Below are 8689 nucleotides of genomic sequence, written 5' to 3'. Positions count from 1 at the left end.
CGACGGCCAAGGAAGGCACCGACCTGCTGGACATCGTCACGATCCTGCTCGACCCGGTGGCGAGAGATGTCGCCCTGGCGCAGCTGGCGGAGTGCGACCCGGTGATCGCCGCGGACGCCGCCCTCCACGCACATCGGTGGTTCGTCGAGCAGGTCGACCGGACTCTCAGACTGATCCGCGCTGCGGGTGGCCCCGAGATCGGACGCGACGAGATCGCTCTCGTGGCCGACCTCCTCGAGGCGGCGACTCGTCGCTAGCCGCGTGTTGACGCCGTCAACATCTACGGCCGATCCGGGCCTACGCGACGGAGGGTTTCCTCACCGTTCCCGCAGGTCAGCCGCACGAGGCAAGACGTCTCAACGCATCCAAACGGTTTCGATTCCCGCCACCTCCACCGTCCTGGCCTGCGTTCGCGCAGGACAGGTGACATCAAGGCCGTCGTCCACTCGCCATGGACGGCGGCCTTCGTGTGTCCGGTAGGCATCCCGAAGCGGCGACGACGCCATCAGGCGAGCTCGTCGAGCACGCCACCCATGTACTCCAGCGCCTGGCGGTCGTCGAGAGGACTGGCCGACTGCGGGTCCGTCGGGTGTTCGGCCTCGGCCATCACCGCGACGGCCTCCGCGAGAACGGTCCGGGCCGCGAGGGCACCGAACTCGCCGGTCCCCTGCAGGTAGCCCAGCATGCGTGCACCCTCGGCGAGACGGCCGGCACCGGTCACCATGGTGATGAAGTCGATGGCGACGACGCTGGCCGCGACGACGTCGTCGGCCTCGAGGAGCTCGTCGATGTAGGCGCGGAGGATGCCGAACGCCTCCGCGTGCCGACCACGCCGGAAGGCTGCGCGCGCCTCGATGGTCTTGTTGGCCGAGAGGGTGCGGTCGGGGACGTCGACCCGGGTCGACTCGTCGAAGTACTGTCCGGCGGCGTCGGCTCTCCCTTGGAACGAGGCTGAGTACCCCAGCGTCTGCAGCGCCATGTGCAGAAGGCTGGGCGGCCCGGACCGCCGATACCGTTCGGCCAGCGCCGACACGGACTCGTCGACCTCGGTGAAGCACCCGATGCCCAGGAGCGCTCCGGCCGACATGAGCTCGAGGAACGCGGCGAGGTAGGCCTCATCGTGCTGACGCAGCCAGGACACCGCTTCCGGGACGCACTGCCGCAGGGTGGCTCCGTCCTTGGTCAGGTAGGCGAGCGCATAGCGCGCGAGCGGATGGTCCAGCTCGCTGTGCTGCTGGACCAGTCGCCCGCTGGCGACGGCGTCGCCGTTCTGGGTGCAGCGCTCGGCCGCCCAGAACAACCAGAGTGCCCGCCGTCCCGCCGCCTCCGGCGGCGTCAGGGCCAGGATCCGCTCGGACCAGTCCCCGATCTCGTGCCGGCCGCGCAGGGCGATCTCGGTGGCGATCGGGCCCACCAGGGCATGCGCCTGCTCCCCGTCGCCGGTCGCGCAGGCCGCGTCGACGGCGCACCGCAGGTTGGGCCAGAGCTCGCCGAGCCGAGCGACGCCCTCGATCTCGCCGGGACCGGTGAGGAGCCGGTGGATGCGGGCGATCTCGGCTGAGCACCACAGGGCGTGGTCGGCCACCACGCGATCGGCCCGGCCATGCTCCCGTAGGTGCTCGGCAGCGAACTGCCGCACGGTCTCCAGCAGGCGGAAGCGGCGGTGGAACGGGCCGGGCTCCGCGACCAGCAGTGACCGCTCGACCAGGCCGCCCAGGAGGTCGGCCACCGTGGCGGCGCCGGCTCCCCCGGCGGCGACGGACTCGGCCGCCGCCAGGTCGAAGGGTCCGGCGAAGACCGACAGCTGCTCCAGCAGCACCTGCTCCTCGGGCGTGAGCAGGTCGTAGGACCACTGCATGGTCGCGCGAAGGGTCCGATGACGCTCGGCCGCGGTGCGCCGGCCGCTGGTCAGCAGGCGCAGCGGGTCGTCCAGCCGCGCCACGATGTCCGACGGTGCCAGGCTGCTCGTGCGCGCGGCCGCGAGCTCGATCGCCAGCGGGATGCCGTCGAGGCGGCGGCAGATCTCCTCGATGTCCGGTCGGTGCACCTGGGGATCGAAGTGCCGATCCACGGCGCGCGCCCGCTCGGAGAACAGCTCGGCGCCCGCTCCGGCGGGATCCAGTGGCACCACCGTGTAGCGGCGCTCGTCACGGACGCCCAGTCCTTCCCGCGACGTGGCGATCACCTGGACGGCCGGGCAACCCTCTGCAACGGTCTGGATGAGCGCGGCCGCCCCGGCGATGACGTGCTCGCAGTTGTCCATGACGAGCACCGCCGGGCGGGAGCGGAGGACGGTGACGATCGACTGGGTCAGGGTCCTGCCACGATGCTCTGCAACCCCCAGGACGTCGGCCACCGCTCGGGGCACATCGTCGACCGCGGCGATCTCCGCCAGCCCCACGACCCAGGCGCCACAGTCGCGGCGGCCCGCCACCACGGCGGCGGCAGCCAGCGCGAGCCGCGTCTTGCCGATCCCGCCGGTGCCGACCAACGTGACGACCGGCGACTGCGCGAGGGCGTCGGCGACGGCTGCGACATCCCCGTCGCGACCGAAGAGGCGCCCCATCCGCAGGGGAAGGTTGCCCCAGCGACTGTCCTCGGTCCGCAGACCCTGGTGCTCCCCCTCCTCCCGCTCCAGGACCGCCCGCATCGTCGCCGGCCGCGCCGCCCGCAGCTGATCATCCTGGCCGAGGACCATCAGCTGGAGCTCGCGCAGCCGTGGTCCGGGTGCCACGCCCAGCTCCTCGTCGAGGTCGCGGCGGGTCAGCTGGAACGTGGCGAGCGCATCCGCCTGGCGTCCGACCCGGTACAGAGCCGTCATCAGCAGCGCCGACAGGCCCTCCCGGAAGGGGTAGCGCGCCCGCAGCTCGGTCAGCTGGCCGATGACCTCGTGCGCGTCGGTCTCGAGGCGCCGCTCGAGGTCCACCTCGAGGGCGTTCAGGTGCCGCTCGGTCAACCCGTCCACCACGGCAGCCAGGCCGGGAGCCTCGAGCCCGGCGAGCGGAACACCCGTCCACTCCTGCAGCGCGGCACCGACATCACCTGCGGCAAGGTGCCGCTCGAAGCGGCTGACGTCGACGGCGTCCGGCGGCACCGCCAGCTGGTAGGCCGCACCCACGCGGAGGATGACCCCCTCGCCGAGGGTTCGGCGCAGCCGCGCCACATGCCACTGGAGCGCCTTCTGTGCCGATGGCGGGGGCTGGTCGTCCCACACGAGGTCGACCAGGTGCGTCACCGGGACCACGGATCCGACCGACAGGGCGAGGGCGGCGAGCAAAGTCTGGGACTTCGCCGAGCCCACGGCCAGGGGCTCGCCATCCTCGGCGGTGGCGCTGACGCCTCCGAACAGACGGATGTGCACCACTGCGCGGCTCCCGACGCCTCGGCGACGAGCACCCTCGGACCACGATGTCCGTCGGACGAGGGCCCAACGCCCAGCCCGACCGTAGCAGCCACCGGCGGCACACCACGAGCACACCACGAGCACAGCGAGACCGCCCACGGTGGGTGCTGGGACCGCGCCCGCGGCCGCCGTTCCCTCGCGGTGAAGGAGACTCAGATGTCCCACCAGAGTGCGCCAGCGTTCGAGGCCACGCGCAGGCAGTCCGCCCGGTCTGCCGCCCGCGCGGCGGGCATCCTCTACCTCATCAGCTGGGTGAGCTTCCTCGTCGGCACGGTGCTCGTCGCGCCCCTGCGCGACGTCGGTCACGACCTCGCCACCCTCCACACCGAGAGCGGCCAGCTGCTCGCCGGTCTGCTGCTGGAGTTCTGCAACATCGCCGCCTGCACCGGCTTCGCCGTGGTGCTGCTCCCGTACCTGAGGCGCGGCGGCGAAGCGCTGGCACACTGCTACGTGGCCATGCGGGTGCTCGAGGGGGCCGCATACCTCGTCGCTGGTGTCAGCGCCGCGTCCTTGATCACCCTGAGCGAGGTGTACGTCGCGGCCGGCTCACCGGGCGGGGATGCCTTCCAGGCCGCCCAGTCGGTCGCCGTCGGGCAGAGCACGTGGGCCCTGACCCTCCATGTCATGCCCTACGTCACCGGTGCCGTGCTGCTGTACGTCCTGCTGTACCGCACCCGGCTGGTCCCCCGCTACATCGCGGTCTGGGGTCTGGTCGCCGTGGCGCTGCTCGCGGCCTTCAACCTCATGGACGCCGACGTGGCCGCGGGCGGACCAGCTGTCCTGCTGGTGGTCCCGATCGCCGTCAACGAGCTCTTCCTGGCCGGATGGCTGATCGTGAAGGGCTTCGACCAGCGGGCGCTCGCGCCGTGGGACGCGGCGACGACGGACGGCCGCGCAGCGGATCAGCCCGGGACGGAGAGCCCCTGCAGCACGGCCAGCCAGGCCGGCTCCTCACGCCGCACGTAGTCCGCTGCCGCGGCGGAGAACAGGTACGCCCGCACGCCCGCGGTCGCCGCGCCGCCGACCTCGCCGTACGCGTAGACGCTGAGCATCCCGGGCACGGGCGCGACGAGCCGGATCAGTGTCGTGCGTTCACCGACCCGCTCGACAACCCCGGTTGCGCCGCGCACCTCGACCCTTTCGCCCTCGTCGCCCAGGCCGAGGGCGTCGTGCAGGGCGGACCAGAGGACGTCCGCGCCGACGGGGTGGCAGGCGGAGACCTCGAGCTGGGTGACCTCCTGGCCGGGGAAGTGCGTGAGGTAGAGGCGCAGGTTGTCGAAGAACGGCATCCACTGCGGGCCCATGTCGTCCCAGAACTCCTGCTCCCAGGCCTCTCCTCTCCCGAAGCCGCTGGTCGTGACGCGCACGACGCAGGTGCCGCCGGACCGCGCCTCGACGACGAACTCCGAGGTCATCGGGCTGAGCGCGTCCGGGTCCTTGCCCATGAGGGCGGCCCAGTCCTCCTCGTAGACGATGCGCCGCGGCGGCTCCCAGGCGGTGACGTGGCCGTCCGAGCCCATCTCGGGGCCCATCGTGAAGTGCAGAGCGCCGCCCTCGCGCTCCTCCATCTCGGTCGGCAGGAACCAGGCGCTCATGCCCGTGGCGGTGGCGACGGCGTGCCAGACCTGCTCGGGGGTGCCGGGGACCTCGACGCTGAACTCGAGGCGGTACGGGACGTCCGGGGTGGTGCTCATGACTTCTCCTCAGGTCGCGGGTGGGCGGCCACGACGAGCCGGTGCGGGCGCCCGTCGTCGTGGTGGTAGCGGGCGGCCAGGTCGAGCACCGCGGCGGTCAGGTCGTCCGCGAAGGCAGCCCGGTCTGCCGCCGACCGGAAGCCGATCTGCGTGTCGATGGTCAGCGTCGGCAGGCGCGTGCCGGACGCGTCGGCCCGACGTGCCAGGACGCCGACCTCGCGCACCAGCCGGCCGGCCAGCGCGACGAGGTAGCCAGCCGACAGATGGTCAGCGTTGGCATCCGGGTCGGCAGCCGACGCGCTGACGGCCGCCGGCGACACGACGTACGACGCCGCCGACGCCTGCAGCACCCGCTCGGTGATGCCCCCGTGCCGGCGCTCCTCGGACAGCTCCACCAGGCCGTGCGCCTCGAGCGCCTTGAGGTGGTAGTTGACCTTCTGGCGCGCGATGCCGACCCGGGCGGCGAGCCCGGCGGCGGACGCCGGGACGGCCAGCTCGCCGAGCAGCCGGGCCCGGACCGGATCCAGCGCGGCGGCGGCGGCCCCCGCGTTCTCGATGACCTCGACGTCGTGCATGGCGCCACCCTGCCATTGACAATAATACCTGTCAAGAGCATTCGTGCGGGGCACGACGCAGACGGGCGTGGTGCGCAGGCCCGTCGCGCGGCTCCCCCGGACCTGCCTCGTACCATCGACGGGTGCCCCCCCGCTCACCGCTCCCGGCACGCCACGGCCTCGACGCAGCCCGGCTCCGCACGCCCGACCGCGATCGCGAGGGCCCCGACCCGTGGCCGACGATGGGCGCGTGGCTGCGGCACCGCCTGCCGGAGCACGTCGACGTGCCGGGGATGCTGGTGCAGGAGCGCTTCGTCGACGAGGGCGGCCGCGCCGTGCGTGAGGCGGACCCCTATGTGCCGCACCGCTTCGTGTGGTTCCACCGCGACCTGCGCGACGAGCCGGAGGTGCCGGGTCGGATCCATGTGGTGCACCGGGACGAGCGCCTCGTCGTCGTCGACAAGCCGCCGTTCCTCGCCACGATCCCGCGCGGCGGGCACGTGATGCAGAGCGTCGTCGTCCGGCTGCGCGCCGACCTGGGGCTCCCGGAGCTGTCGCCGCTGCACCGCCTCGACCGGGTCACGTCCGGCCTGCTGATGCTCGCGACCGAACGCCGGTGGCGGGGTGCGTACCAGACGGCGTTCGAGCGGCGCGCGGTCGACAAGACGTACCGGGCGCTCGCACCGCTGCGTGCCGACCTCGAGCTGCCGACCGTCGTCCGAAACCACATCCGCAAGGAGCGCGGCACCTGGTGCGCCGAGGTCGTGCCCGGTGCGCCCGCCAATGCCGAGACGCGCGTCGAGCTCGAGCGCGAGGTGGACGGCGCCGGGGTCTACCGGTTGATACCCCGCACGGGCCGCACGCACCAGCTCCGCCTGCACCTGCTCGGGCTCGGCATCCCCATCGTCGACGACCCGCTGTACCCCGCCGTGCGCGACGTCGCCGTCGACGACTTCCGCCGGCCCCTCCAGCTGCTCGCCGCCGAGATCGCGTTCACGGACCCGGTCGACGGGCAGGGTCGGAGCTTCTCCAGCGTCCGTTCGCTGCCGCTCGCCGCGGAGGCATGACCCAGGAGGGACGGCTCGGCCCGGTTGCGCGCGGCGGGCCGCGCGCCTGCGACAGCACAGGGATCATGGGCTGGTGACCTCACCACCCCTGCTCTTCCTCATGGTCGGGCTGCCGGCCGCGGGCAAGTCGACTGTCGCCGGGGAGATCGAGAGCACCCACCGCGCACTGAGGCTGTCGCCCGACGAGTGGATGACCCCCCTCTTCGGAGAGTCCGATGCCGACGGACGCCGGGACCTGCTCGAAGGCCTGCTCATCGCCGTCGCGGTGCGAACCCTGCAGCTCGGCACGAACGTCGTCCTGGACTTCGGGCTCTGGTCCCGCGACGAGCGCACTGCGCTACGGGCGCTCGGACATGCCGCAGGCGCCCGCGTCGTGGTGCGCTACCTCGACGTCGATGAGGCGGCCCAGTCCCGACGCATCGCTGAACGCGCAGCGGCCGACCCGCGTGCGACGTTCCCGATCTCGCCAGCTGACCTGGAGCGATGGCGCACCCAGCTCGAGGTGCCGACGCACGACGAGCTCGCCGGCGCGCACCTCGACGAGCCGCCGTTCGGAGCGTCGTGGCAGGAGTGGGCGCGCACGCGCTGGCCGAGCCTCCGCTGAGGGTCGGGGACGTCGACCGGTCGACGTCGCCCCGCGTCGGCTCCGCCACCCGCGCTAGCGTGGGATCGTCGAAGGGTCGGACGATGGTCACCGCGCACACCCCCAGCCCTGCCGTCTCCGGGGGACGTGCCGGGCCGCGTTCCCCCGCCGGCCGACCGTCGCCCGGCGCCCGGCGGTTCGGCTACCTGGTGGCGATCGCCGTCAACGTCGCCCTGATCGCACTCGTCCACGGCGAGCCCGGGTGGCGCGCGGTGCCGTTCCTCACCGCGGAGACCGCCCTGGTGCTGCCCTGGGTCACGGGCCAGCTCCTCGTGTCCGTTGCGGTGAACCTCGTGTGGGTGGTCGTGGACCCACGCTGGCTACGCGCCCTCGGGGAAGCGGCGACCGCCGCGGCAGGCCTGGCCGCAGCACTTCGGGTCCTCACCGCCTTCCCGTTCGCGTTCGACGACGGCGGACTCCCCTGGGCGACGCTGGTCCGGGTGGTCCTGTGGGTGGGCGTAGTCGGCTCGGCTCTCGGGGTGCTGGTCAACCTGGTCCGGTTCGTCCGGGCTGTGGTGGACGCGGACGAGCCCCGGATAGGTTGAGCAGCACCGCACCCGCACCATTCGGACGAAGGTGGACGATGTCGTTCCAGGCCTACCTCGACACCCTCGAGAAGAAGACCGGGCTCACGCCGCGCGAGCTGCTCGCGGTCGCCCAGGAGCGGGGCTTCGACGCTCCCGGGACCACGGCCGGCCAGGTGGTCGACTGGCTCAAGGAGGACTACGGCGTCGGCCGCGGGCACGCCATGGCGTTGTGGCACGTGCTGACGAAGGGGCCGCGGATCAGCACCACCCATGTCGGGACCGACGGCGTGCACCGAGACGCCAGCGACACCCTCTGGCTCGACGGCGCGGCCACCAGGCCGTCGGCGTAGGGCCGCGGCGACTCCTCGCCCGGCCCGGGGAGGCTCGCGCACCGGGTAGCGTCGGTCATGGTCGATCGAGGGGGTCGCGTGGCGAACTGGCAGGGTGCCCAGCAGGGCCGGCTCGACGGGCCCGCCGCACCGGCGACCCCGCGTGACGGGGTGCGGCACGAGTCGGGCCTCACCGACGGCGGCCCCCGCGCGCGGCACCGCCCCTGGTCGACGGTCCTGCTCGTCGTCCACGTCGTCGGCCTGGTCGCTGGGGTCGTCGCCGTGGTCGGCGGCGTCGCGATCGCCGTGGTCGCCGGCGCCCAGACCCCGGACCCGGCGGACGGGATCCACGAGCCGTGGGGCATCGTCATCGGCGGGGTCCTGGCCGTGCTGGGCGTCGTCGTGCTCCTTGCGGCCGGCGCCCTGACCGCGCTGACGGCCTGGGGTCGCCGCGCGGCCGACACGGGCCCCG

Annotated in this window: 9 protein-coding genes and 1 pseudogene; 7 read left to right on the top strand and 3 right to left on the bottom strand. The window is 73.0% G+C overall.

Features of this window, described 5'->3' with window-relative positions; translation table 11 throughout:
• Positions 1-257: pseudogene (locus tag PKY62_RS10815) on the top strand (prevent-host-death protein); the annotation flags it as partial.
• Between the two features lie 248 nt (positions 258-505).
• Here the strand turns inward: PKY62_RS10815 and PKY62_RS10810 are convergent.
• Positions 506-3361: an AfsR/SARP family transcriptional regulator gene (locus tag PKY62_RS10810; RefSeq protein WP_324536819.1), complete on the bottom strand. Its 2856-nt coding sequence runs from the start codon at positions 3359-3361 to the stop codon at positions 506-508.
• A 198-nt stretch (positions 3362-3559) separates the two neighbouring features.
• Between PKY62_RS10810 and PKY62_RS10805 the strand changes: the two genes are divergently transcribed.
• Positions 3560-4369, top strand: coding sequence for a DUF4386 domain-containing protein (locus tag PKY62_RS10805; RefSeq protein ID WP_324536817.1), 810 nt, complete (start codon positions 3560-3562; stop codon positions 4367-4369).
• Here the strand turns inward: PKY62_RS10805 and PKY62_RS10800 are convergent.
• Positions 4306-5097 (bottom strand): SRPBCC family protein, encoded by a 792-nt coding sequence (locus PKY62_RS10800; RefSeq protein ID WP_324536815.1) that lies wholly within the window; start codon positions 5095-5097, stop codon positions 4306-4308. The genes PKY62_RS10805 and PKY62_RS10800 overlap by 64 nt on opposite strands.
• Positions 5094-5672 carry an ArsR/SmtB family transcription factor gene (locus PKY62_RS10795; RefSeq protein ID WP_324536813.1) on the bottom strand — a complete coding sequence of 193 codons (579 nt, stop codon included), beginning with the start codon at positions 5670-5672 and terminating at the stop codon, positions 5094-5096. Before PKY62_RS10795 ends, PKY62_RS10800 begins: the two co-directional genes overlap by 4 nt.
• A 122-nt stretch (positions 5673-5794) precedes the next feature.
• Between PKY62_RS10795 and PKY62_RS10790 the strand changes: the two genes are divergently transcribed.
• The 5 genes from PKY62_RS10790 to PKY62_RS10770 all read left to right on the top strand — a co-directional run.
• Positions 5795-6718 carry a pseudouridine synthase gene (locus PKY62_RS10790; protein ID WP_324536811.1) on the top strand — a complete coding sequence of 308 codons (924 nt, stop codon included), beginning with the start codon at positions 5795-5797 and terminating at the stop codon, positions 6716-6718.
• 73 nt (positions 6719-6791) lie between these two features.
• Positions 6792-7322: a P-loop nucleotide/nucleoside kinase family protein gene (locus PKY62_RS10785; protein ID WP_324536809.1), complete on the top strand. Its 531-nt coding sequence runs from the start codon at positions 6792-6794 to the stop codon at positions 7320-7322.
• A gap of 83 nt (positions 7323-7405) precedes the next feature.
• On the top strand, positions 7406-7906 hold the full coding sequence (locus PKY62_RS10780; RefSeq protein ID WP_324536806.1) for a hypothetical protein: 501 nt from the start codon (positions 7406-7408) through the stop codon (positions 7904-7906).
• Positions 7907-7944: 38 nt separating this feature from the next.
• The gene (locus tag PKY62_RS10775; RefSeq protein ID WP_324536804.1) at positions 7945-8238 is read left to right on the top strand and encodes a DUF4287 domain-containing protein; all 294 of its coding nucleotides are present in this window, start codon (positions 7945-7947) and stop codon (positions 8236-8238) included.
• A gap of 78 nt (positions 8239-8316) precedes the next feature.
• A partial coding sequence (locus tag PKY62_RS10770) for a hypothetical protein (RefSeq protein WP_324536802.1) occupies positions 8317-8689 on the top strand: 373 nt, incomplete at its 3' end.

Source organism: Actinotalea sp. (assembly GCF_035443605.1).
Classification (GTDB): domain Bacteria; phylum Actinomycetota; class Actinomycetes; order Actinomycetales; family Cellulomonadaceae; genus Actinotalea.
This window is presented reverse-complemented; position numbering and strand designations above follow the sequence as displayed.